Source organism: Mycoplasma sp. 'Moose RK' (genome assembly GCF_015708155.1).
Lineage (GTDB): Bacteria > Bacillota_I > Bacilli_A > Mycoplasmatales > Metamycoplasmataceae > Mesomycoplasma.
The window spans coordinates 121,569-147,378 of the sequence record NZ_JADDYD010000001.1 but is presented as its reverse complement, the minus strand read 5'-3'; the positions used below and the strand labels follow the sequence as shown (position 1 = coordinate 147,378).

Below are 25,810 nucleotides of genomic sequence, written 5' to 3'. Positions count from 1 at the left end.
ATCGAAATGGCAAAGACCAAGGCTGGTGGTTCGACCAAGAATGGCCGTGATTCCCGCGGCCGTAGACTTGGACAAAAAATTGCAGATGGACAATTTGCTCACACAGGTTCAATTATTTTTCGCCAAAGAGGAACAAAAATTTACCCTGGCAAAAATGTTGGCCGTGGAGGCGATGATAGTTTATTTGCACTTGTTAATGGAATTGTTAAATTTCAAAAAGTGCGTCGCCGAAAATATGTAAGTGTTGAATCTATTTAATTATTTTTTAATTTTTTCTTATAAATCCCCAAAATAAAGAGTGTAAATCCTTTTTATTTTGGGGATTTTTTTCTTTTAAACTAATAAGATGAAAAATCAGCTGATTTTTCATAGTTTTTTTTTTTTTTTTTTATTTATTTATTAAATAAATAAAAATCATAAAAACATCTTATTTTCAATAATTTTTAATGCTTTTATTTTTTAAATATTTTCCTTAGAAAATTAGACAATTTTTTGAGTTGCAAATATTTGTTTTTTAAAAACATTAAAAAAATTTCATTTTTACCTCTGAAAAAGAGAAAAAAATGAAATTTTTAGTGAGAAAAGTTCTTTTTTTTGCTAATTTTTCCAAATTTTTTTAATTGATTGTGAAAGGAAAAAAATGAAAAACACACTAATTTACCTTGCAATTAAGTATCAAGGTGATTTCAATTTAATTCAAAAAGCTATACAAAAAAATGAAAATGTTGATGAACAGGAACTGCAAAAAATTAAAGAAGAAGTTAGTACTGGAAAAATCAAAGCAATCACAATATTAGACAAAAATTACCCAACGGCTCTACAAATTTTGCAAAAACCACCTTTTGTACTTTTTTATCGCGGAAATATTGAACTCTTGGATAATAGTAATCAAAAAAGCGCCCTAATTGGCGAACAATACAACTCAAAAATTCAGGAATTTTTCAATCGCTCGCTTGATGAAATCATCAAAAGACACACGCTAATTACAAACGGTTATCAGGGTGTTGAACAAAAAGTAATGGAATATTATCGATTAAACGAAAAGCCAATCATCGGCGTTTCGGCTAACGGAGTTAGCAAACCCTGAATGTTTAGTGATTACAATAATTATGAAAAAATTTTACTCATTTCTGAATACCCCGATGGGGTTGAGATCAATCAAAAAAGATTGATCGAGCGAAACCGGATTGCTGCAGCTCTTGCTAATTTTCTTGTAATTTATTCGATCCGACGCTATGGCGGTTCGCAAAGTTTGGTAAATTTTTTTCTTGATTTGGGCAAAGAAATTTACTGTTTTTTTGACAAAAACAATCATGATTTCCTTGATTATCAAGGGTGTTCCGAACTAATTGATCAAGGCGCAAATTGAATCACAGAAATCAAAGACATCTATTATGAAGCAAGTTTAGGAGGAAAATAATGGATTTTATCAGTTTATTTGCAGAAGTTGAGGTTGGTGGAGAGATTTCAACACTTGCAACCACTTTACAAAAATGAATTAAATATTTGACACAAATTGGGATGCCAATCGCCGCTGGAATTCTAGTAGCTTCAGTCGTCTTTTTTGCAACAATGCTATCAATCACTCATGATGTTGAAAAACGTGAAAAATGAAAAAAAGCCCTTATTTGGTCATCAATTGGCTTTGTAATTATTTTAGTTGCGCTTGGACTTTCAACAGTAATAATTTCTGTTGCTAGTTCAGCAGCTAGCGGTGGTTCAACTGGCTAATGTTTGGCTGACTTTTCAATGGTTTAATCAGCCTAATTACTTATCCTTTTTTTATAGCCGGCTGATATCTTTTAGTTTATTTACCCTTAGCAATTATTGCTTTTTTTAACTTTATTTTTAATCAAATTGGCATAAATATCATTGTAAATGCAATTTTTAATCAACAAAGTTTCTCCTTTAGTTCTTTGCCAATCGGATTTTGGATTTTTGCAATTCTTTCAATTTCACTTGGATTTATTATTTTTGTTTTACGCTATTTAAAATTTTTGGTAATTCGCAAGAGATCAGCAGATGCTGAAATTATTTCAATGGGAAAAACTGGAATTGCTGCCTTTGCTTTCATTTTCCTATTTCCAATTATTTTTTTTATTTTGCTTGTGATAATTCAGTCAACACTTTTACTTATAAATCGTTACATTCGTGGTGATCAAAATTTAATTGGACTTTTGCTGAAGTCAGCAACAAATAAAATTCCAACTGAAGAACTCAATGCAATTTCAATCAGTTTTTCTGCACCAAGTTTTTCAACTTTTTCAGGTTTTGAAAGTGGCGAGGGTTTGACTTTGATTATCACACTTTCAGCATCCTCAATTGTGATTGCTTACATTTTGGGAATCAGTTTTATCTCGTGATTTACGGCATCTGCGCAACTTTTCATGAATTTTTTGACAATGCCTGTTTGAGCTATTAACAGCATTTGAGACGACGGAAAAAGACTAAAGTCTTGAACAAAAACTTTTTTTGGCCAGTTCGCGATCATTATTGTTTACCAAGCAAGTTTTAATTTGTTTTTGATTTGAATAGCTTCAACCCATAGAATTGCTGATTCAATTGATTTTGGAATTGCTCAAAATCAACAAATTTTTCGTTTTTTATTCAAAATTGCGTTCATAATTGGTGGTGGTTTGGCAATCTCAACCTTCACTCGCCAAATTGCCGCGCAATATGGGCAAGAAGGGGCGGTTGAACACCATCAAAGACTTGCCTCGTCAACACTCAAAGTTGGTGGGGTTGCGCTTGCTGGTGCAACAAGCGTGATGTCAAAACAGTCGAAAAATAAACTGGGAAATGGAATGGCAATTGAAAATTTAGTTGCTAAAAACGGGCCAGGGCAAAATCCTTTTTCAATTGTTGATAATTCGATTGCGCCAGGGGCAAAAAGTAATTGACGTAACCCGGTCATTGGTTCTGCTGCACTACCTTTGGGTTTGATGGGAGGAGTCGCTGCTTTTAAATTTGGAAAAGCAGCAATTGAAAAATGGCGAAAAAAAAGGGCTGAAAAAAAAGGAAGAATGCCTGAAAAAAGTGATGAAAAATCAGAACTAATTAACAAAAAAGAACAAAATAGTGATGAAAAAATTGCAAATAAAGCAAAAAAAGATAGTGATTCTTCAAAAGAAATTGACTCAAAAACTACGAAAAAAGATAGTGAAAGCAATCAAAAAGACCCATCATTAGTCAGCGCAATTATTCCTGAAGGTTTGCTTGAAGAACAACCAAATTTACTTGGGAAAAGTGATGAAATTCCTAGTTTTAATATTGAAAATTCTCCAGATTTGGGAAATAATTCTGTGGAAAACAAAGATGAAACCAATGAAAATTTGAACTTTTTAGATGGTGCTTTAGGCGAAAAAGTGAAAATTTCTAAAAAAACTGCAAAAAAGGGGAAAGCTAACGTGGAAAAATCTGAAAAAAATGAGGAAGAAAAGATTGAAAAAACAAAAAAAGACAGTGAAAAAGACGAGAAAAAAACTGAAAAAACACCTAAAAAAATTGAAGCTGAAAAAGAAAATTCAAATGGATTAAAAAGTGAATCTTTAGATTTAAAAGTAACTAAAAATGACATAAAAAAAGTTGAAAAAATACAAGAAAAAGTGGGAAAAACTGAAAACCAAAGTTCAAAATCTGAAGTAAAAGAAAAATCTGAGCTAAAAACTGAAAAAATTACTAAAAAATCTAATGCTGAAGCTGAAAAAGAAAATTCAAATGGGTTAAAAAGTGAATCTTTAGATTTAAAAGTAACTAAAAATGACATAAAAAAGGCTGAAAATAAGGAAAAAAGCGATGAAATTACAAAATAAACGAATAAAAAACGTTCAAATTCAGATTTTTCGCAGAATAACTTTGGTCGATTTACCAATCATTATGTTTATGTTTTTTTTGTCAGCAAGTATCGGTTTTGCGCTACCGAAAAATCTTTTTATTCTTTGAAAAATGCTTTTTTCAGCATCCTTTTTTCTGATTTTTACAACACCGCTAATAAAACACTACAAAAACTGAGGTCTTAAAGGATATAAGATTCTTTGGTACATGATTTTATACATTTCACGGCCAAAAATTTACAATAAAATGTCAAGAACCAGCGCAAATACACAAAATTTATTGCCTTACACAAGTGCAAAACACGATTTTATTAAAGTTAGTGGTGGTTTTGTTGGTGGAATTGAGATCAATGGCCAGGATATTTTTAGCATTGGAAGTGAGAAAATTGAGCAAATTTTAGAACAACTAACAACAAGTTTAAATGCAATAACTAACCGAATTTCAATAGTAAAAATTGCGCATCCAAATGATTTAAGAAAAAATAAAATGTTTTTTCTTAAATTTGAAGAAAAATGTGTTGAAAATCTTAATGAAAATTTTTGTGAAGAATACAAACAGGATATTGTTAATTTTGACAGTTATTTGCACCACCGCTACTTTATAATAATTTATGAAAAAAACGATGTTTCTCTACTTCAACAAGTAAATTTGATGCGTGCAAATATTTCAGCAACTGGATTTCGTGCGAAAATTGCACCTTTACGCAGTTTGCTTGATTTGAACTTAAAAATAATTAATTTCAATGATTTTTTAAGCGATGATGAATACAAAAACATCGAAAATGGCGATAATATTTGCAAATATTTAGCCCAAGATCAAATCAAATGGTATACTGATTATTTTCAGATTAATCAAAAATATTTTTCAGTTCAAAGCATCAATGAATATCCATTTAATCTTCCCTTGGGTTGAGCAGCGCAACTTTTTGCAACAAATAGTAGCATAATTTGGCACCTAAATCGCCTTTCAAGCGCTGAAAAAGAAAATAGTTTTAATCGTGGGGCAAAAAATCTTGAATCAAACTTTTCTGATCAAAAAAATATTGTTCAAAAATCTAAAACTGCCACCGAAAGGGCCGCACTTGAGGAAATAATTAACATTGCTAGCTCATCTCGTGAAGAAATTTTTTACTCTACTTTTATTTATTTAAATACAGGTGAAACTAAAAATGCGCTCAAGGAAATTGAAAGCAAAAATCGCAATAATTTACGTAACATTGGTGCAACAATCAATACACTAAAATACCGTCAATTACAGGGTTTTGCCTCAATTTTTTTTAGATTTAGCAACTTTTTAAAAGAAGAAATTGAAATGCCAGCAAGCAATGTTGCTTTTGGAATTCCGTTTACATCGCGAAATTTTAATGATGGTAATTACAATGTAATTGGAATCAGTAAAACTGATTACACACCGGTATTTTTTGATCTTTTTTTGCAAAATCAGGATAGAAAAAATTCCAATTGTTTTATTTTAGGAACATCTGGTGCTGGCAAATCAACAATCACAAAAAAATTACTAACCTATAACAAAGCAGTCGGAAATTCCGTAATAGTTTTGGATCCACAGAACGAATATTGAAAAATTGGTGACAGTTTAGATGCAAATAAAATTAATTTTGGGGGTGGAGCAACAACAGTTTTTAATCCTTTGCAGATTCAAAAAGTGTTTAATCCACAGGCGAAAAATTTGGATTTAAAAGCTACAAATAATGCTGAAACAATTGCTTTGCACCTTCAAAATCTTGAAAAATTTTTTAAAATTTTATTACCAAATCTTGACCACAAAATGGTGATGTCAATTGTTGAAGCAACAAATGAAATTTATAAAAATTGCAATTTTTATCATATGGAAAATGATATTTACCTTTTAAATCCAAAAGAATTTCCAACAATTGATGATTTAATTGAGGATTATCAAAAAAGGGAATTTGACTACATTTTGCCAACAGAAAAAACAATTGTGCTTTCAACTTTGCGCTACGAATTTAGCAAATATGGAAAATTAAATAAACTTTTTAATGGTTTTAGTAGCGAACTTGATATCAACAAAGGGTTCTCGATTTTCAATGTTTCAACCTTGATGCACCTTGAAAAAAGGATTTATCAAGCAGCTTTTTTTCTAGTTTTGTCTTTTATTGAAGGAAAAATTGCCACTAATTTTTACAAAGAACAAAAAATTGTTTTAATTGTTGATGAAGCACATCGTTTCATTGACGAATCCAACACAGTTGCGTTGGATTTTTTGTTTAAAATTGCAAAAACCATCCGAAAATACAATGGTTCTTTGATAATAACAACACAAAATCCGGGTGATTTTGCGATTAGCGGTGAAGCTGCTCGAAAATCAGAAGCAATTATCGAAAATTGCCAATATGCTTTCTTCTTCAATTTAAAAAGCAACGATATTGAAAAGGTTGATAAACTTTTTTCATCATCGGGCGGTCTTACTAAGGAGGAAAAAAAGTTCATTGCTTTGGCGCAAATTGGTGAATTTATTTTTTCTGCAAACCTGAATGACCGTTATATTTGCGCTGGTTATTTTAATCAGATGGAAAAAAAATTATTTTTTGATAAGGGTGACAAATTAATTAAGGAGGAAAATTAATGAACAAAAAAATTCCAATTTTTTTGCTTTTAAGTTTAACACCAATTCTCTTTTTTTCAACTGGGTTTCAAAATAATCAAAATTTTGAAATCGGAAAAAATGCTGAATTCGAAACCAAATCTGGATTTGCGAATTTCACGACAAATTTTGATTTTGAGGTTGATAACAACATTAATTCATTCAATTTTGAATGAAATGATTCTTCAAAAATTGAGACACGAAAATTAAAATATTACTGATTTGATGAGAGAATCATAAAAAAAATTTATTCACCAGGTGAAGCACCAAAAATTAATCCTGATATTCATTCAAATCAATTTTGCCAGAAATTGGAATATTGCCAAAATTGGCAATATTATTGAGACGAAAGAAAATTTCGGAACTGAAATAATGAAACAATTTTTAATGTTTATGGTCAATATGACAGCTCGATTTTTGACCTTGTTTCTTTAAAAATTAATGCAAAAAATCAAAAAATTCTTGAAATAAGTAATAAATTAAGCAAATTTGCAAAAGAAAAAATTGAAAAATTAAAAAATGATTTTGGCGCTTTTGAAATAAAAGTTGCAAACTTACTTTATCGAGTTGGATTTGAAATAACAGCAAATAAAATTAAAAAATTTACCGCAAGTCTTCAATTTTATTACACATATCGGGAGCCAAGTTTACTCCCAAACAACGAGTTAACAAATTATTTAAATAAATTAAAAACAAAATTTAACACAGAAGTTATCAAAGATAATAAAATTTTGCTTCCAAGTACTCAAGAAAATCAAAATAATTCAGAGATTAAGAACATTTCATTGCGATCAACGCCTGAAAATCTGCAAAAAATTAAGGAAAAAATTCCTGAATTTGAAAAAAAATTAGTTGAAAACAATGAGCAGAAAAAATATAATAGCTATTTATCATTCCGGATTATTGACGACAATAAACTTGAATTTTTTCTTGTTTTTAAACACCCACAAGATCAAAATTATTATAATTTTGTACTAAACAACAATGTAGCCATCCTTTTTGAATTAAAAAATGTGAAAAATGAAGATCAATTTTGAAAAAGACTGACAATAACACCAGGTCAAGTTTACGACCCAAATGATCAAACTATAAAAATTGATGTACCAGATCAAATTTTAAAACCTAAAAAAACTGTAGAAAAAAAAGAAAATATTCGCTATATTAATGGTGGAAAATGAGAATATCATAGTAAAGCAAGGTTAAATTTTATTGCTGATCCCGAAGAAAACGAAATTTTGTTCATAAATGATAAGCCAATTGATGTTCTTGATCGCAATTTTGATTATGAATTGGAAGATTTACGACTTGAACAAAAACAGGCGCAAAGCGCAAATAATGAATATAAAATTCAGATTAAAAAATTTGAAAAAAACCATGAAACTCAGGATAATTCAAAGGTAATTGCTATTTATGAAATTAATTTAGTAATAAAATCTGTAAATTCAATAATGGACATCAAATGGTTTGCTTGAAATCCTGCAAATAATAAGGAACAACAAGAATTAATTGAACCATATTTGAAAGATGAAAAAGGCAATGTAATAAGCGATGAATTCGGGAAGAAAGTAAAAAATCCAAAATTTGACCCTTTAATTGATCCAAAAACAGGAACAAAAAAGCAAATTTTGTGAGTTTCAACTGGGAGTAATCCAAAAAATTTGCCTAAAAACAGTGTTTTTTTGCAACTACCAAACGAATTGAATAACTGAAAAAGAAACAGAAATTCTAATTTTGGTTTTATCGCCGAGGCAAGTGTGAGTGGAAAAGGCGCAAATATTACTTTAAATAAATTAATTAAAAATGAAAAAAATAGTTCACAAAAATTTTCAATTAACACAGAGAACCTTGAAAAATTTGAAATTAAGGAAAAAAATAATGAAAAATCGAATGAATTTGTTATAACAAAAAGTGCTAATAAGTATTTTTCTAGTTCAGGAATTTGACTGTTTAGTTCAAAATTTGACAAAGGAAATTCATCTTTTAAATTAGTTTCGATTGGTAATAATTCAAATTCACAACTTTTTACTGACATTTTTCCAAATAAGGCAATAATACCATTTTGAGATTCAGAACCTGGTCAGTTTTTGATGCAATATTTGCTAGAACTAAAATTTTCACAAGATGATTTGGAAAAACTTTCATATGAAGAAATTTTGTTACACTGAAAAAATTTTATTGAAAATTCAACTAAAAAATATTGACTTCGAAAAGTTAATTCACAAATTAAAAGTATTGAATTAATTAAAAATCGAATTTCATCAATAATCAAAAAGAAAGAAAAAACTCAAAATGATGGCAAAAACACAGGCAAAATTCTAGAAATAAAGCCTGAAATGATTGATGATTTAGTTTTAATGGCGATTGATGATGAGGAATTAATTGGTAAAATTAGCACAAAAATTACTAATATCAAGGAAAATAATGATGGATCTTTTGATTTTGAAATTGAGTTTGAAGCAATTGATTTAGACAGAAATTTAGAATCAAGTTTTCAGAAAAACACTTTAGGTTTTAAAAATATTAAGGTTGAAAATGAAGATTTCAGTGAGATTAAAGAGAAAATTAGTTTGAATGTTGATAAAAAACTGTTGCTAAAAAGTGAGGATGCTGATGATTACGGACAAATTATTGAGGAATTTTCCAAACAAAATAATAGTGATAAAGTTGACATCGTAATTGAAAAAAATCCTGATGGAATTTTTGCAAATTTCAAAATTAAAAAAGAATATAATGACAAATTTTATTTAGAAAAACCATTTATTTTACTAAGAAAACTATCAAAAAATCAAAATATTGAGGAAAATTCGACAAATATTTTCAAAAATCTTAACATTGATAGCATAAATTTAGCCAGAATTAAATCATCAGATGAAGCAAAAAATTTTATTCTTAGTGAAATCCAAAAATCCTGAAAGAATACAGAATTTCAGTACAATATTGATTATCAAATTGCTGATTTTGATAAAATAGTTGAAAATGCAATTAAAAATATTGAAGAAAATGAACAACTCCCACACAAAATTTGAAATTTAAAATTAACTCCTAAACAAAATTCAAATCAAAAATTTTATGGGGTGAAAAATATAAGATTGGTAAATATTGTTGGCAGCTTAAGGAAGCCAAAAATTAAAAATTTAAGCGAAATAAAAGTAAAACAATTTGGACTTTCAATTTCAAAATATAGTGAAAACCTAGAAAATGCAATCAAAGATCATGTTTATAATTTACTTTTGCCAGAAAATATTGATGCAAAAAAATATTTGCACTTAAAAAACTTATCAGAAATTGCGCATGATTTCAAAAACAATCCCAATTTGGATAAGGCAACCTTAATTCTTGAACCTGGTTCTTTTCAATTAAATGGAACTAAAAAATTGACAGTTTTTAATTCAGATTTTTCACCTTCTGGTGTTTTAGATTCCGAAAATTCAAGCAAAAATAGTACAAAAAAAGGGGGTGTTGATCAAAAATCAACATGATATTGATTGATTCCTCTAATTTTATTTTCTGGAATCGGTTTAGTTTTTGCTAGTTTTTGAATTTACAACAAATTCATTGCAAAATTCAAGCATTAGGTTCTTGATAAAATTTATATTTTAATGAAATTTTAACTGTAAAATTAACTGATTTTTTCTAATTTTTCACTTATAATAAAAAAGCCTAAATAAAACTAGGCTTTTTTTATTTCCAAAGAAAAATCTACAACTATTAATTAATTTAATGAGAGTGGTTGTGATGGTGATGATGGTCACCAGCCGCTTCCATAGAAGGATGTTCATGCATAGTTAATAAAATTAATGCAAAAACAATTCCTACAGAAAACAAAACCAATGAAATATATCACTTAGATGATGAACTATTTCGTAGATGAATAAATTCTGGAACTAATTCAATTATTACTACAAAGCTCAAAATTGCTCCACCTGAAATATTGAAAAATGGAATTAGCCAACCAGTACTAATAAAAAAGCGGTTTGCAAAAGCGCCGATTGCAATAATTGGTACCAAAATAACTGTCGTAATCAAGTTGTAAATCACTGATTTTTTAATTGTTTGTCCATATTGAACTTGACGATAATGGATGATTAGAACTTCAATCAACATGTGAGCAACGAATGTTCCAATCAAAAATCAATTAATAGGTTCGCCAGAAGTAGTTCTAGAAACGACAGAACCTAAAATAAATCCGTCAATTGTTCGATGGGAAAGAAGCAAAAGAATTGCAAGTCAGGCAGCTTTTGGATTGTCAACATCAGAGAAATTGACAATATGATCACCATGATCGTGGGTTTTGTGATCAGAATGAAGATCGCGTTTTTTGAAGAACTTTAGAAAAAAATAGCGCGCAATAAAAACACTAATTAGACCAATTATGCTACCGCCGCCGATAATTAAAATTTTATATAAAATTTCCAAATTACCGAATTTATGGCTAAATTCTTCAGCCCCATTAAATCCTTCTTGCATCAGTCCAACTGTCGCTACCATTAACAAAAGTCCTGTGCTCAGGGAATAAAGATAAATATTAGAACTTGATTTTATCCTTGGTTTAAAAAAAGCAACCAATAAAACAAGAATTACTGGTACAGCAAGGATAATTAAAAGAAAAATTAGTAAGTTTACGAAAAGTGCTAGATAAAAATCTGGGTTAGAATAGAAAATTTTAGTTTCCTGCTCTCTACATAAGTTTATTTTCGTTAAGAAATTATATCATAAAATTTTAAAAAAATAAATAAAAAACTAGATTTGTGTTAAAGGACTTGAAAAGACTGAAAAACAGGAAGTTTTTCAGAAAAAAGGTTTTGTATTTTTACCTAAAAGTGGAAAAATTTAGGAAAAATTTTTATTTTTCCGCCCTAAATCTCAATTTTCATGTGGATTTCGCTAAAATTAATTCAAAATTAGATCTTAGCAAAACTAAAAAATTTTTTTACTTTTTGGCAAAAATCAATGAAATTAGATGAATTTATTCCTTCAAAAGTTCTTTTGCTTTGTCAAGTTCAATTGAAAAAATCGAACTTACTCCTCTTTTTTGCATTGTTATTCCTAACAATTGATCAACACGAGACATAGTTCCGTGTCGGTGTGTAATAATTAAAAACTGCGTATTCTCTTTCAATTGCTTCAAAAATTCAACATAACGAATAACATTCGCTTCATCAAGCGCAGCTTCAACTTCATCAAGAATACAAAGTGGAATTGGTCTTGCTTTGATAATTGAAAATAAGAGTGAAATTGCGATAATTGCCTTTTCACCACCAGAAAAAAGTCGGATATTTTTGATTGTTTTCCCTGGCGGTTGAGCGCTAATTTCAATTCCTGAATTTAAAATATCATTTTTGTCAGTGAAATAAATTTTTGCAATACCGCCACCAAACATATTTTGAAATACCAAATTGAATTCAGAATTGACCAAATCAACAATTTCTTGCGTTTTTCCAATAATAATTTTGTCTAAATCAGAAATCACTTCCAAAATTTTTGAGCGCGCAACTTCTAGTTCATTTTGATTATTTTTTAATTTTTCAAGTCGCTCGGAAATTTGTTCAAAATCAGCAATTGCATCCAAATTTATGTTACCAAGCGATTTTATTTCCAGATTTAAACTTTCAACAAATTCGCGGGCAACCTCAATGTCGATTTCTAGTTCATATTCGGCTTCAGCTGCCTCAAATGTTAAATTGTATTTTTGCGACAAATCACTTTTTAAATTTAAAAGTAGAAATTCAATTTTGTCCAGATTTGTACGAGTTTGATTTAATTCAGCATTGATTTTTCGTTGTTTTTGATTCAATTGCTGCAATAAAATTGTCAATTCATTAATTTGAGATTCTAATTGTTGCTTTTCTGAATTCAAGGCTTTATTTTCATCTTCGAATCCAGAAATTAGGTTTTCAAGTTCAATCTTGTCCTTCAAAGTCTCTGTAATTGCTTGTTCATTTTTTTCAGGTTTGTTCAAAAAACTCTCAAATTCTTGATTTTGAGTTTTCAAATCAATTAATTCATTTTTTACTTCTTGAAATTTTATTTGAAAAACATTAAGATTAACTTCAATTTGTTGTAGTAAATTGTTCTCAGCAGCAATTTGCTGTTCAAAATTGTTAATTTCTAGCTTAAAATCATGAATTTTCTGTTCAAAAAAATTCACTCTATTTTTCAACTCGTCAATTGCAAGCTGGATTGAGAGCGAAGAGTCGCTTTTTTGCTTGTGGCCTCCTGAAATTACACCACTTGTACGAATGATATCGCCATCTAGACTGACTACAACATATTTGTGATCAACAAAATTTGCAATTTGATTTGCTGCTTCAATTTGATCTACAACAATAATCCCACCAAGCAAAAAATCAGCCAAAATTTGGTATTTTTTTTCGAATCTAACCAAATTATTTGCCAAATTTATAAAGCCTTTTTGCTTTTCGAGCTGATTTAAATATAAATCAGAAACAAAACGAGGTTTTATTGATGAAAGGGGGATAAAAGTCGCATTACCTGCATAATTTTTTTTCAAAAAATTAATCGCAGCGACAGCATCCTCAGATTTTTCAACAACAATTTGCTTCAAAGCAGCACCAAGTGAAGTTTCAATTGCAACTAAATATTTCTCATCAATTTTAATTATGTCAGAAACCAAACCACAAAAACCAGGGAAAAGAAAACTATTTTCAACAATTGTTCTTGTTCCTTTTGACAAAAAAGTCTTTGAATTAAGTCTTTTTTCAAGTTCCTCGATTTGTGTTTGTGCAGTTATTTTTTTTGAATTTAAAGAATAATAATTATTTTCGGATTCCTTTTTTTTATTTTGCAATTCAGTAAGTTTTTGCAAAATTTGTTTTTTCTTACTTTGATTTTCTAGAATTAATTTTTCAAAATTTTCCTTTTTAATAGAAATTTGACTATATTTTTGTTTTAAAGCAACTAATTTTTGCTCAAAATCAACATTTATTTCATTTGCTAAAATCATTTCCTGAAGTTGAATTGCTTTTTCATATGCAGTTTCAATTGTTAAAAGTTGACTTTTTAAATCAGAAATTTTTTTGTTTTGATCATTGATTTTTTTTTCAATTTCGGCTTTTTTATTTGTTGAATCAACAATTATTTTCTCATTTGTTTCAATTTCAGCAACAAATTTTGGCTCTTCAAATTTTAATTCAGCAAGTTTTTGTGAAAATTGGGCTAATTTTACTTGATATTCTTTAATATCGTTTGTGATTAGAGCAACTTCAACAGATTCTAATTGTTTTGATTTCTCAAGAAAAATCTTGGCATTTTTAGCTTGGTTTTCCAATTGATGCGTTTGTTTTTCGAGTTCTTTTACTTTAAATTCAATTTTTTCAATCCCAATTTGAGTTTGATCTAATTTTGCAATCGCCTCAGCTTTATCAAGTTTATATTTCGCAGTTCCGGCGACTTCCTCAATTACAAGTTTTCTTTGTTCAGGTGTTGATTCAGCAATTTCTGAAATTGTCCCTTGTGAAATAATTGCAAGCGAGGATTTAGAAATTCCAGCCTCAATTGCTAGATTGCGAATATCCTTATAGCGAACAGGTTGATCGTTGTAAAAATATTGATTAAGCCCTTCACCCCTTTTAATTACACGGGAAATCGTAAATACTTGGGCACTATCTTCACGACTGTCATCATTAAAGGTTAATCTTACCATCGCTTTGTCGACTGGTAAAACTGTTTTAGACCCAGCAAAAATAACATCATCCATGTTAAAACCACGCAGTTGCTTTGCTGATTTTTCACCTAAAACTCATTTAATTGCATCATTAATATTTGATTTTCCTGAGCCATTTGGGCCAATAATTCCCACGACTGAACCATCAAATTTAATACTTACTGGCTCAGCAAACGATTTAAATCCTTCAATTTCAATTTTAATTAATTTCATAAACAATAATTTTTAACCCTATTTTTAAATATTACTATTATTATAATTTAGTTTTGAAAAATTTTTTAGTACTATTCTTGTATTTTTTCTTTCATGAATAAAATTTAACAAAAAGAAAACCCAATTTGTTAATTTCTTTATTAAAATTAACAAATTGGGTTTAAGATTTATTCAAAATTTGAGTGGGATTATTTACCGGAGCTGGAACCGCCGCTGGAACCGGAAGAGCTGGAACCACCGCTGGAACCACCGCCTAAAAAGTATGTTAACGCTTTTCCAAGATCAACTTTAGCCATTGCTAAATTAATCAATTCTTTAGTAATAAGTTTAAATGTAATTTTTTTATGTAATGTTGTATCGTTAACATGTTTTTTAAATCAATCAAATAATTCATTTAGTGTTGAGTCCAAAAATTTAGTTTTATCAACAGTTGCTTTTAATAAATCATTTCCAACAGCAATTTCTTCAACACTTTTTAATCCTTTTGTTATTGTAAAATTTTCAGAACCATCAGGAATTACACCAGCAACTGTAGAACCTCAGCCCCCAGTTGATTTGATTAATTCTTTAAAATTAAGTTTTCCTAAAAAATTTGAATCTAAAATAGACAATAATGATTGGTTTAGTGTATTTTTTCCAGATTCAATTGTTTTTGTTTGTGCATCTTCAAATTCTGAATTTGATTTAATAAATGTAACAGAATCATTGTCACCACGTAATTTTTTAATTAAATCTTCATTTTTAGGAGCAATAGCTGAAAAATCTAACATTTGGCGATAAGCTAATTTACCATCTTTGTTTACATCAATGAATTTTTTATCAACCTTGGTAAGATTAGCTACATTTTGATCAGACTGAGATTGATCCAAACCTAATTTTAGAATTAGTTCTTCAGCAATTTTTTTGTAACCCTTAATTTTTGGGTGAATATCAAAATCAGTTGCACCATAAATTTGGTCATTATCATTTCAAACAGTTTGGTCATAAGGATCAACAAAGTTTATTCCTTTATTTGTTGCTATGTCATGATGTATTTTATTGATTTTTTCAACAGTTTTATCAACAAAATCAAGACCAAGACCAAATTCATTATTTAAAAGATGTTTTAAAACTTTAACTAAAGTTGAATTTGGCAATTTATAACTCAGCAAATTTATCTTTAAATTTGGGTTAATTGCCTTTAGTTCATTAATTAAATTCTCAACATCAGTTTTTAGTTCTTTAAGTCTGTTATCAATTTCATTTGCTATGTATATCCCGCTTCTAACCTTTATTTCTTCTTTACTTAATTTTGGTGTTTTTGCAGGAGTTGTTTGAAATAATGATGGAGTAATTTTTGAACTTGAAACTTGAGTTGTTGCACTTGATCCAGTGGTTGAATTTGTTGAAGTTCTAGCAGTGGACCCAGAACCTGATGTAGAGTTGTTACCTCCGGATGGTGCTGAAGGCGTAGTAGTTGCGCCTGATCCAGTTTCATTTTTAGCTGGTGGTTGAATCTTCATTAATTCTTCAAGAATTCCAGAACTTTCTGGTGTTAAAAGTGGACCAAATTTAGTCGCTTCAAGAAAAATGTCATTGGCCCCCACAGTCATTGTTAAAAGATTTGCATCACTAACTTTTTGAATTAAAGTAGGAAAACTTGGCTTTTCAAATTTATTGAAAACAGTTGATAAATTATTAAAATTAGCACTGTTCTGAGTTTCTTTTGAAACAAATGGATTATCTGAAATTTTTCCATCCGGATATTTATCTGGTTTTAGTAAATACAACCAATTTTTAACAGTTGCACCTGAAAAAGCGAGGTTTTCATATGAAACCAATGAACTTGGGTTAATTTTTTGCAAAAAGTGCGCAAAAAATGCTGGATATGAAAGTCCAGAAGGTTTGTTATCAGTGAATTTACCCTGATAATCAGTATAGGTTTCCTGGTTGAATCCAGCAGTCACTGAATCACCAATTGCCAAATATTTTACCTCCTTTAATTTTTCTGCGTCGCTTGTCCTTACTACGCAAGAAACAAGCGTAGCAAAAGTTGCAAGTGGAATCGCACTCACAGTCAATTTTAGAAATTTTTTCCAAAAAATATAATTAGTGTTTGTTTTCATAGTTTCCCCTTCAGGTTAATAAATAATTGAATAATTATATCATTGCAAAAAAAAAAAAAAGTAAATAATTTTAAACAAATTAGTATATTAATTTCAAAAATAACAAAAAAGTCATGTCAAATGAAACAATATAAACTCACCAATTGAAAATAAAATTAAATACATCAAATTGCTAAATCTAAAGGGGCAAAAACAGCAATTTTGCATTTTACAGAAAAATTAGAGAAATTCACAAAAGAAAATCAAACAGTAAAATTGCACACAAAGAATCAATTTTGCATGCCTATGCAAATAATTTTTTAGGCATTCTAAAAAATGGTAGAACAATATAAATTAGTATATTAATTTAGTCTGATTTTAGGAGTTTTTAAAGTTTACATGCTAAAATTATTTTAAAAAGTGGAAAAATTTAGGAAAAAAACTTTATTTTTCCACTTCAAATCCACCATTTTTCATGTGGATTTGGCCAAAATTAGTTCAAAAAAAGCATTTAGAAACAAACACTAAAATATACCCTAATTGAGGAATTTTTTAACTTAATCAACTAAAATTCAATCTTAAATCTTATTTTTTTAGATTGATTGAAGTTCAGGAATCTAGTTGCTCTGATGTGCCATAGACAAAATGATTGTCAGCAACTTTGAATTCTTGAATAACATTTGGGTACTTTTGCTCTTCAAGATATTTATTGTTAAATAAGACTGGTGAAAAAGGGATATGTGCATTTGAAATTTTCGGCACGGAATTTAGCAAATTATTTGTATAAGGGTGAATTGGGTTTTCAAAAATGGCATCAGTTGAACCTTTTTCCACAATTTTTCCTGCATGAATAATTGCAACTTCATCAGCAATATATTCAACAACTGACAAATCATGAGCAATGAAAATTAGTGAAAGATTTTTTTCTTTTACTAATTTTTTAAGCAAATTAATAATTTGCGCCTGAATTGAAATATCAAGTGAGGCAATTGGTTCATCAGCGACTATTACTTCAGGTTGAACAATCAGGGCACGAGCAATCGCAATTCTTTGTCTTTGGCCACCAGAAAATTCATGTGGATAACGGTAAGCAAAGGATCGTAAAAGCCCAACATTCTCCAAGGCTTCATAAATTAACTCACTCAATACGAACTTTTTAATTGCTCTTTTGAGCAAAGAACGAAAAGGCAGCTTTTTAATTCCATAAAAAAGCTGAATATTTTTATAAACCTTTGCCAAGTTGACTTTCTCAATTTGTGAAGATTTTACAGTTGAAACTTTTTCAAAAAAGCGACTTTGAAATATTTCTGAAAACTGTTTAAATTCAGAATTTTGGCTAATTTTAGCCAAAAAAATTTTATGAATCATATGAATTTTTTGGTCAAGCTGATTAATTTTAGCCATCAAATTTCCTTGTTCTTGATTAAGTTGACTAATTTTTGTAGTTTCAATTGTTTTTCAGGATTCATATTCTTGAACAAAATGGTTCTTATCTTTGTCATAAATAGCTTTTTTTGCTTCAAAATTTGCCTCAAGCTCAGCAATTTTTGTCAAATTTTCGCTTCTTTTTGAAACTTTTTTGGCATTATTAAGTGCAAAAATGTAATTAAATGTCAAAAATTTAGTTTTAAAATTAACAATTTTGTCATAATCTGATTGATTTTTAAGAGCAGTTTTAACTAAATTATCAAGAGGTAAATTTTCCAATTTTGTAGCAATTTGGTTGTGAAATTCCTTTTTTGAAATAGCATTTTTTTGTGAAATAGTGTTGAAAATCAAATTTTCATGTTTTTTAATTTGCTCAGTTTGAAAATCAGCAAGAAATTTCACAAGTTGTTCAATTTGTGAAATTTCCAAAAAAGAAAAAAGTTTTCTTTGCGAATAAATGGAGACTTTTTTTGCCAAAAATTTGGCAATTAATTTGCTGATTATTGCTTGCTTTTTATAAAAAGAATAATTGGAATTCTCACCTGATCCCAATGCATTATCATTAGCAATTTTAGATTCATATTTGTGTTCTAAAATGTAAGAATTGATGAGATTATTTTGATTATTAAACTTTATTTCAAGATCTTTTGCAATATTTTTTGCCTCAATCCCAGTTTGATTTAAAGTCTTTGTAAAAAGTGAATTTTCCTCCTTAATTTTTGCTTTTAGTTCCTCAAGCTCTTTGAGAGCGTTACGATATTCAAATTCAATTTTACTCTGCTCTTTTTTACGATAAATTTGTTGAACTTCATAAAAATAATTGTATAAAATTGCAACATTTTTATAACCTAAATTGTAATTTTCAGCAAAAAGTTTCTGTTTTTTTTCAAAATAAGAAAAATAATGACTGAAAAACTCATTAAGCGCAACCTCATCTGTAACTGTTTTTTCAAATTCTACAATCTCGCTTTCAATTTTTGGAATTTGCTCACTCCAAAAATTGAAAAATTCAGTGAAATTTTTTACCCAAGATTCAAGCAAAATAACTTCTGTTTCCAGATATTTTCGCTCTAAAGAGCGCTGAAAATGAAAAACAACTTCATTTCAGTCAGTAAAAATGTCCTTGATTTTTCCGCCAATAATTCCATTAATTACTAAAGTTTCCTTCAAAATTGCATAAATATTTTTCTGCTTATTTAATGAAGAAAAGGGGTCTTGAAAAATCATTTGCATGTTTTTTCGCAAGAAAAGGTTCTGTTTTTTACTTAATTTCTTACCTGAAATCACTTCATTTAAAAGTTGAACCTGCCCACCGAAATCCTCGTAAAGTCGAACAAGGCAACGACCAATTGTGGTTTTCCCTGAGCCAGATTCACCAATGATTCCTAAAATTTTTCCTTTTTCAAGTAAAAGGTCAACACCATCAACAGCATTGACAATACCAAATTTGTTCCGAAAATATTTTTCTAATTTTTTTGTTTGTAGTGCAATTTCCATTATAAAACTTCTTTAAATGATTTAATTCTTTCTTTTAATTCAGTGCTCAAAGTAATTTTGGGCGCATCAGGGTGCAAAAGTCATGTTGCAGCTGCATGAGTTTCAGAAATAGGAATTAGTGGTGGCTCTTTTTCAAAATCAAGCGCCAAAGCATAGTCATTTCTTGGTGCAAAAGGATCACCAGCTGTTAAATTTTTTAAATCAGGTGGATTTCCCGTGATTGTATAAAGTTCAGCTTTTTTTGTTCCTTCCGGAATCGCTGAAATTAGTGCTCAAGTATAAGGATGCCGTGGATCGGTGAAAATGTCATTTCTTGTTCCTTTTTCAACCACTCGACCTGCATACATTACGTAAATATAGTCACAAAATTTAGCAACTATTGAAATATTGTGAGAAATAAAAATGATTGCTAAATTATATTTTTGACGAATTTCATCAAGGAGCGCCAAAACTGATGACTGCACAGTTGGATCAAGCGCTGTTGTTGGTTCATCTGCAATAATTATTGATGGTTGAGCAGCTACAACCATCGCAATCACAATTCGCTGCTTCATTCCACCAGAAAGTGTGTGTGGATAAGAATTAAAGCGCTTTTCGGCTTCGTCAAAACCAAAGGATTCAAGCAATTTTACCAAAAATTGCTTTTTTTCAGCTTTAGTTTTAAAGCGCGAATCATTTTTGATTGCATCCAAAAGTTGTTTCCCAATTGTTCTTGTTGGATTAAGCGCAACAAGTGGATCTTGGGGAATATAGCCAATTTTTTTACCACGGATTTGTTGTCATTGATAATCTTTTTTAAAATCAAGGACATTTGTACCGGCAATTTCCATTTTTTTGGCAGTTGTTTTAGCAAAATTATTAATGCCCAAAAGCGACTTGGAACACACAGATTTTCCAGAACCTGATTCACCAACAAGGGCAACAATTTGACCAGAAAAGACACTTAAATCGATTCCTCTGATCACTTCAAGATATTCTTTTCGCCCAGTTTTAAAGCTAACATGTAGATTTTTAACATCTAAAATCTTCTTTTTTTCCATTATTTTCGACCTCCCACACGTGGGTCAAGGGCATCATGAATTCCGTTGGCAATAAAGCGACTTGTCACAGCTAAAATTACCAAAATTATTGATGGAAAAATTAAGGCCAAAGGATTTTTATCTGCAAGAGAAACAGCCGAATTGATGATAAGACCTAAATTTGCGCTAGAATCTACACCTTCTTTGATAAAACCAAGGAAAGCAAGTGAAGCAACTGTTGTAATTGAACTAAAAATACTTGCAACAAAAGTTGATAATAATTTTCCAAAAATATTTGGCAAAATATGATAGTAAATTTGCCTTAATTTTGAAGCACCAATCACTTTTGCTGCATAAATATATTCTTCATCTTTGACAATCACGGTGTAAAGTCGAGCTTGATAGGTCGGACGTGTTCATCCAGTTAGTGATAAAAGGAGAATTAAAGTAATTGTTCCTTGCCCCCAAATTGCAATAAAAATTATGAAAATAATTATTCAAGGAATTGAACCAAAAATGTCAATAATTCTTAAAACAATGTTGTCAATTCAAGTTCCAATGTGAAAACCAAGGTAAGTTCCTAAAACAATTCCAATTATAAATTGAATCAGGGCAATTATTATTGAAATTAAAAGCGCATTAATTGTTCCTTCCCAAGTCCTTAGTCAAATATCACGGCCATATTGGTCAGTTCCAATAATTGAAATAAACTTTTTCCCACCTTCAAGAACACTCATAATTTGGTAGGGATTTAAATGAACTTCTCATCTATTTGGAAATAATTCGTGCGTTTGGCCAGTAATTAAAACAACATTTTTTTCAGCTTCTATTGCACGAATTTTTTCCAAAATATCAGTAGAAATTGTTGTTTTGATAATTCCATAGCCACTTGGCAATTGCTCGTAAACAAGCGCAGCATCAGCTTGTGAAATTGGTTTTGTTGTACTATAGGGACTAAAGGCAATTGTGAAAATTGCAATTAAAAGAATTAAAATGAAAAAAATTGTTGAAATTAATGAAATTGGTGAACGAAAAAATTTTCTAATTGTGTCTTTTCAAAGTTGAAGCACTTTCCCTGTCAGCTGATAATTTTTTTCAGTTGCACTTGCTGGTTTAAGGAGATTAAGATGCTCAGGTTTGAGCCTATATTTTTCATTAAATTCTTGTGGATTCAGCATTTTTTACTCCTTTTTTGGGATAATTTCGTGCTTTTCAGTTTTTGAAACGCTCAAAATAATTAATAGGTGATTTTTGACTAAAACTAATTCGTGGATCCATGAAAACATAGGATAAATCACCAATTATGTCAACAAAAAGTGAAAGCGAGGTGAAAAAAATAATTGAAAACATTGAAATATTAATTTCGCCATTGTAAGCAGCGTTAACCAAAACGCTTGATGATCCAGGAATTCGAAAGAATTGTTCAAGCACAATTGAACCTGAAAGCAAAATTATATAAGAAAAAATTAATGATCTAACCAAAGGAATTGCTGCATTTTTTAGCACATATTTGAAAAAAATTGCTGTTTTTGAAAGACCTTTTGCTTTGGCAATCAGAATATAATCTGATGCTAAAACAGTAATAATTTGGTTTCTAACAAGAAAAACATAGCCAGCAACCGAAGTTAAAACAAAAACCGAAATTGGTGGTAAAAGTGAAGCAATCGTAGTTGAAACACCGTAAATTTCGGCATCCTTGAACTCAAAAGGAAGACCAATTTTAATTGCAATTAAAACAACAAAAGGTGCTAAAACAAACGAGGGAATGGCAACAAAAAATGTGGAAATTCCCGAAATTGCTGCATCTTCAACTCGTCCCCGGCGATATGCTGCAATTGTTCCAAGAATTATTCCCAAAAGTGAACTGATCAAAAATGAAGGTAAAGAAACTAAAATTGTATAACGTAATGGCCCGAAGAAAAGATTCGGAATTGCGTTATCTTGGCCTGTTTTGTAAATTGCGCCAAAATTTCCTTTGAAAATATCAGCAGTGTAAATCCATAGTCTCACAATTGTCGGTTTGTCAAAATGATATTTTGCATGAAGTTCAGCTAATTTTTTGGTTTCATCTGCACCTTTTCCGGCGTCTTTTAAGGAGTCGGCAAAAGGGTCAGGTGAAAAATTAGCTAGCAAAATAAAGACAATAATGTAAATTGCAATGAAAGTAAATAATGCAAGCGCTAAACGCTTAAAAAAATACAATCACGGCATTATTTATCTCCTTTTCTTGCTTTTTCAAGCAATGGTTTTATTAAAATCATGTCTGGTGTTGATGTTCCATAATAGTCATTGTAAGGATCAATTATATTTGGATTAACGAGAGTTGCGAATGGTGTTGTTGATGGAATAACTAGTAAATCTGTGATTCCCGGAGTTAAAAGCGAAGTTAATTCAGCGCTAAGTTCAACTAAATCCTTTTCAGGAGTTGTTTCTTGATATTTTAAATTAAAGGTTGCTGAATGGGAATAAAAGTCAAAATCTTCATGTGATTCAGTTGATTTTTTCTCTTTTTGTTGGTCAACGAAACTTTTTCAAGTTTTAATTTTTTGACCAGGTTTTTTAGGATCATCACTTTCAACAACACTTCCAATGAAAAAATTAATTAAATTTGGTTTTTGATTCTGGTCATCAGCACCAAAATCGGGTGCATTTGGCGCATCTTTTCAAGATTCAAAAGTACGAATAAGTCCTTTTTGGGCAAAAGCTTCAAAATAATCTTTGATTGCTTTTGCATATTTAAAAGTTTGTGGATAAGATTTAGCAATTTCAGAATTTTCGCCGCGGGCGAAAATTGAAGAAAGGATGGCATAGCCAACACCATTTCGCTGGATTCTACCATCAAAACCAGAACCAATTCCGTCATAATCATAACCTCAACCACCATAATCAAGGCCACCTGTTCTTGTAAATAAATAATTTTTTCGTCTTGCTTGGTCTGTAATTGGCCAATTTAATTTAAATTCAAGTCGTGGATCTAAACTTTTGATGGCTTCAGCAGCATTTGTGATTGCTGCAATTCATTTACTGTTTGTATTTATGTAAAAACTATGGCTAGTTCAGGACACTTTTTCACTTGCAGAGATTTTATTTTCTGCATAAAATTTGTCAAGTATAGCTTTCATTTTTGCTTTTAAAACAGCAAATTCTGGAGCCTGAAATTGTAATTTTGCACTTTTGACATTGGCAAAATTTTGTTTTCTTTCGCTTTCAGGATCTTTTTGATAATAAACTTTGCCATTTTGATCAACAAGTTTAATTGTATTCGCGATTTTGTAATAATCACGGGGAGTTTTTGAGGTTGCAACTGAGTTAATTTTGTTGTCAGGAGCAACAAAGTTGTACCAAGCTAATGCATCAAGATTTCCAGCTTGTGCAGTTGTGTAAAGATTTCAGGCATTTGCAATAATTTGCCGAAATTCAAGACCAACTCCAGAACTTATATAGTCAATAATTTTTGCACCACCGCTTGCAAGTTCCTTGCGGCTAACTCCATAATTTAATTTTGAAAAATTATCATTAAAAGCATAATAATTTTCATTAAAACTAACGCCTGTTTCTGGACTAAATTTTTGTTTTAGGGAGCCTGGAACAAGCAAGGAATAATACCATTTTTCCAAACTATTTTTGCTAATTTGTCGTGAAAGTTCTCAACCAAATTTTGCTTGATCACTAGCAACTAAATTTTTCTGTGAATCATTTAAACTATTAAAGGAAACACCCATAATTGTGCCTTCACGGTAAGAATTAAATTGTGAGTTTGCAAAATCGCTGGGGCTATTGTATTTTGAATAAAAATTATTAATTTTTGTAAAAATATATGGTAAACTTTCTTGTCACCCTGTTCGTGGATAATATTTATTAATTTTTCAACTTTGGCGATATCGATCTCAATGAGTTTGTGTGTAAGGCGAATTATAAAGTTGATCATTTTTAAAATCTTTGGTGTACCAATAGTAACCAAATTTAAGGGCATCACCGGTTTCACCAAAAGCACCGACAAGTTTTCCATCCTTCATTTTAGCTTCTTTTTTAACACGTTCATCAATAAAACCAGATGGTGCCGGTCTTAAAATTCCGTTTGTAATAATTTGACTAAAAAAGGCACTAAAAAAAGCTTTTTCTTTTTTGTCACCTTTTTGCAAGGTAATTGCTTTTTTACCTGAAAAATCAGTATTTTCACCTGAATAAGTTTGGATATATTTGTCTTCATTATCAAAATCAGAAACATCAAAACCAAAAAGATCAAGTAAGTAAAAATTGATAACTGTGTTGCTAAAATAAGTTGATTTTGGATCAAAATTCGGAATTTTTTCAGAAGCCTCCTTGTCAATTTCCTCAGTAGCTCCATTTTGATGGCGATAATCTGGGTCACCAAGACGCTGAAAGCGAAATCCGTACCAATAATCACGGGGAGTTACATCAAATTTGGTTGGATTGCCTTGATAATCAACTCATTTTACATTTTCTTTAAGGAAAATTTGCACCTTTTTGGCATCATTTAGTTCTTCAGTAAACTTTTTTGAATTAATTGACTTTGGGTTCTTTGATGACAAATCAATTATTAATTGTTGGGTATTTTCTCCTTGTTTTAAGTAACCTTCTTCATGTTCGTCATTGTCAAAAACAGCTTCAGAACCATCATTTTTTGTTACTAAAATTGCCTTTGCATTTACTAAGGCTTTGTAGCGATAAGTTGGTTCAACAATTTTATAATTAAAAATTTTGTCTTTTTGATTTTGGCTGCCAGAAGCAATTCCATCCTGTCTAATTTTAAGGCCATTTTCGTAAACTGATTGAATTAAAAATGAATTTGTGTAATAGTCCTGAACTTGGCTTGGTTGCGCGAAAGCATATTGAAGCCCCACTTTGAAAGCGCCAGGTGAAGAATCATCACTATTAATTCTAACATTAAATTCCTGTCGCTTTCAGGCGGGTTCAACAGTGCAGGAAATAAAGCTTATTGCTGAAAAACTGGCTAAAATAGTTCCAATTAAAATTTTCCTCATAAATTTTCCTTGTTTTCTTTTTCTTACAAATTAAAAAACTACCATCGTCTTGATAGTAGTTTTTTAATTTGAAATTAATTTTATTTTTTTTAATTTAGAATTTAAAAACTACTATTATAAGAAATTCAAAAGATGGCATTTTTGTAAATGCCAAACTTAATATTCTTCATAATAGTAACTTTTGTTTGCATGTTCATCATTATTATATCACTTTTTTTAAAAATTTGAAAAAAAAAAAAAAAACAGCTTCAAATAACACTTGAAAATCAACATTTTTAAAAATTTTAATGGGTGTTGAGCATAACTATAATAGAGAAATTGTTTTTAATTTAATCAATTTAAAAACAATTTCTGACAAAATATTATTAAAAGTATTAGTTTTATTCAAATCATAATCCTAAAAGTAGATGAACTGACTAATTT

Annotated in this window: 14 protein-coding genes; 6 read left to right on the top strand and 8 right to left on the bottom strand. The window is 29.8% G+C overall.

Annotated elements, in window-relative coordinates:
• Positions 1 to 6 precede the first annotated feature (6 nt).
• From rpmA to IM807_RS00510, 6 genes are all read left to right on the top strand, one after another.
• Positions 7 to 258 carry a 50S ribosomal protein L27 gene (gene rpmA / locus IM807_RS00535; protein ID WP_196362637.1) on the top strand — a complete coding sequence of 84 codons (252 nt, stop codon included), beginning with the start codon at positions 7 to 9 and terminating at the stop codon, positions 256 to 258.
• A 382-nt stretch (positions 259 to 640) separates the two neighbouring features.
• Positions 641 to 1,420 carry a DNA-processing protein DprA gene (locus IM807_RS00530; protein ID WP_196362636.1) on the top strand — a complete coding sequence of 260 codons (780 nt, stop codon included), beginning with the start codon at positions 641 to 643 and terminating at the stop codon, positions 1,418 to 1,420.
• The gene (locus IM807_RS00525) at positions 1,420 to 1,731 is read left to right on the top strand and encodes an Mbov_0395 family pilin-like conjugal transfer protein (RefSeq protein ID WP_196362635.1); all 312 of its coding nucleotides are present in this window, start codon (positions 1,420 to 1,422) and stop codon (positions 1,729 to 1,731) included. Before IM807_RS00530 ends, IM807_RS00525 begins: the two co-directional genes overlap by 1 nt.
• Positions 1,731 to 3,812, top strand: a complete 2,082-nt coding sequence (locus IM807_RS00520) for an Mbov_0396 family ICE element transmembrane protein (protein ID WP_196362634.1) — start codon at positions 1,731 to 1,733, stop codon at positions 3,810 to 3,812. Before IM807_RS00525 ends, IM807_RS00520 begins: the two co-directional genes overlap by 1 nt.
• Positions 3,796 to 6,438 carry an Mbov_0397 family ICE element conjugal transfer ATPase gene (locus IM807_RS04130; RefSeq protein WP_196362633.1) on the top strand — a complete coding sequence of 881 codons (2,643 nt, stop codon included), beginning with the start codon at positions 3,796 to 3,798 and terminating at the stop codon, positions 6,436 to 6,438. Before IM807_RS00520 ends, IM807_RS04130 begins: the two co-directional genes overlap by 17 nt.
• Positions 6,438 to 10,031: an Mbov_0399 family ICE element protein gene (locus IM807_RS00510; RefSeq protein WP_196362632.1), complete on the top strand. Its 3,594-nt coding sequence runs from the start codon at positions 6,438 to 6,440 to the stop codon at positions 10,029 to 10,031. The genes IM807_RS04130 and IM807_RS00510 overlap by 1 nt, the downstream gene beginning before the upstream one ends.
• Before the next feature lie 142 nt (positions 10,032 to 10,173).
• Here IM807_RS00510 and IM807_RS00505 read toward each other — a convergent pair whose 3' ends face one another.
• The 8 genes from IM807_RS00505 to IM807_RS00470 form a co-directional block, all read right to left on the bottom strand.
• Positions 10,174 to 10,944: a hypothetical protein gene (locus IM807_RS00505; protein WP_196362631.1), complete on the bottom strand. Its 771-nt coding sequence runs from the start codon at positions 10,942 to 10,944 to the stop codon at positions 10,174 to 10,176.
• A gap of 478 nt (positions 10,945 to 11,422) precedes the next feature.
• Positions 11,423 to 14,353, bottom strand: a complete 2,931-nt coding sequence (locus IM807_RS00500) for an AAA family ATPase (RefSeq protein WP_196362630.1) — start codon at positions 14,351 to 14,353, stop codon at positions 11,423 to 11,425.
• A gap of 188 nt (positions 14,354 to 14,541) precedes the next feature.
• A complete protein-coding gene (locus tag IM807_RS00495) occupies positions 14,542 to 16,458 on the bottom strand; it encodes an SGNH/GDSL hydrolase family protein (RefSeq protein ID WP_196362629.1) in 1,917 nt (638 codons plus the stop codon).
• Positions 16,459 to 17,022: 564 nt separating this feature from the next.
• The gene (locus IM807_RS04125) at positions 17,023 to 19,362 is read right to left on the bottom strand and encodes an ATP-binding cassette domain-containing protein (protein WP_196362628.1); all 2,340 of its coding nucleotides are present in this window, start codon (positions 19,360 to 19,362) and stop codon (positions 17,023 to 17,025) included.
• Positions 19,362 to 20,402: an ABC transporter ATP-binding protein gene (locus IM807_RS00485; protein WP_196362627.1), complete on the bottom strand. Its 1,041-nt coding sequence runs from the start codon at positions 20,400 to 20,402 to the stop codon at positions 19,362 to 19,364. The genes IM807_RS04125 and IM807_RS00485 overlap by 1 nt, the downstream gene beginning before the upstream one ends.
• Positions 20,402 to 21,559, bottom strand: coding sequence for an ABC transporter permease (locus IM807_RS04120; protein ID WP_196362626.1), 1,158 nt, complete (start codon positions 21,557 to 21,559; stop codon positions 20,402 to 20,404). Before IM807_RS04120 ends, IM807_RS00485 begins: the two co-directional genes overlap by 1 nt.
• On the bottom strand, positions 21,537 to 22,592 hold the full coding sequence (locus IM807_RS04115; RefSeq protein ID WP_196362625.1) for an ABC transporter permease: 1,056 nt from the start codon (positions 22,590 to 22,592) through the stop codon (positions 21,537 to 21,539). The genes IM807_RS04120 and IM807_RS04115 overlap by 23 nt, the downstream gene beginning before the upstream one ends.
• The gene (locus IM807_RS00470) at positions 22,592 to 25,387 is read right to left on the bottom strand and encodes an OppA family ABC transporter substrate-binding lipoprotein (RefSeq protein WP_196362624.1); all 2,796 of its coding nucleotides are present in this window, start codon (positions 25,385 to 25,387) and stop codon (positions 22,592 to 22,594) included. Before IM807_RS00470 ends, IM807_RS04115 begins: the two co-directional genes overlap by 1 nt.
• Positions 25,388 to 25,810: the final 423 nt, after the last annotated feature.